The sequence below is a fragment of the Proluteimonas luteida genome (assembly GCF_021191695.1).
Taxonomy (GTDB): domain Bacteria; phylum Pseudomonadota; class Gammaproteobacteria; order Xanthomonadales; family Xanthomonadaceae; genus Luteimonas; species Luteimonas luteida.
The window spans coordinates 1-1,253 of the sequence record NZ_JAIWPT010000045.1; the positions used below are offsets into that span (position 1 = coordinate 1).

The 1,253-nt window shown below is 68.0% G+C and carries 1 protein-coding gene; it reads left to right on the forward strand.

What is annotated here, in order from left to right; genetic code table 11:
• Positions 1 to 88 precede the first annotated feature (88 nt).
• Complete coding sequence (locus tag LDO26_RS18115; protein ID WP_232132489.1) at positions 89 to 1,231, forward strand: IS481 family transposase; 1,143 nt, start codon at positions 89 to 91, stop codon at positions 1,229 to 1,231.
• Positions 1,232 to 1,253: the final 22 nt, after the last annotated feature.

Consider the following 1,253-nt stretch of genomic DNA (forward strand, 5'->3'; position numbering starts at 1 on the left):
TGTATGGCCCGGCCACATGGTGGACAGGTGTTCGGGGACATGGTGGACACATTCAAGCTGCAGCATCGAAGCCCAACAGGAGCAGGCGATGCCGTGGCAGGAGGTGTCGACGATGTCGTTACGGGAAGAGTTCGTGAAGCTGGCGCAGCAGGAGGGCGCGAACGTCCGGCAGCTGTGCCGGAGATTCGGGGTCAGCCCGACGACCGGCTACAAGTGGCTGACGCGATCCCGGCAGGGAGAACCGCTGTCCGAGCGCTCGCGCCGCCCCGGCACCTCGCCAGGGCGTTGTTGTCCGCAGGTGGAGTCTCGGATCGTGGCGCTGCGTGCCCAGCATCCGGCCTGGGGAGCCCGCAAGCTGGCGCGTCGGCTCGAGGTGTTGGGGGACGCGATGCCGGCGGTGAGCACGGTGCACGCCGTTCTGCGGCGCCATGGGCTGGTCACGCCGGCCGCCTCGCAGGCGGCCCAGGCCTGGCAGCGCTTCGAGCATCCTGCGCCCAACGACCTGTGGCAGATGGACTTCAAGGGGCATGTCCTGCTGCATCATGGACGCTGCCATCCGCTGACGATCCTGGATGACCATTCCCGCTATGCCCTGGGGCTACGGGCCTGCGGCGACGAGCAGCGCCAGACCGTGGTCGACCAGTTGATGGCGGTGTTCCGGCGTTACGGGCTGCCGGCCCGGATGACGATGGACAACGGCGCCCCCTGGGGCAGCGATGGCGCCCATTACACGCGGCTGGACGTCTGGCTGATGCGGCAGGGGATCCGGGTCGGCCATTCGCGCCCGTTCCACCCGCAGACCCAGGGCAAGGACGAGCGGTTCCATCGCACTCTCAAGGCCGAGGTGCTGCAGGGGCCACGCTTTACCGACCTGGCCCACGCCCAGCATGCCTTCGACCTGTGGCGGGTCATCTACAACCAGCAACGGCCGCATCAGGCGCTGGGCATGGGAGTGCCGGTCGAGCGCTACCGCGCCAGTGCGCGCGAGTACATCGAACGTCCCGCCTCACCCGAGTACGGGGCGGGCGACGAGGTCCGCAAGGTATACGAACACGGTCGGATCAGCTGGCGGGGCGGGAACTGGCGGATCGGCAAGGCCTTCGTCGGCGAGCATGTGGCTGTCCGCCCCGCAGGAGAGGATGGCCAGTACGATGTCTACTGGAGCACGTATCGGATCGCCCGGATCGACAGCACGACCCGGACGGTGAACGCGGGCCGTTCGCTCGCATGACCTGTCCACCATGTCTCCGAAC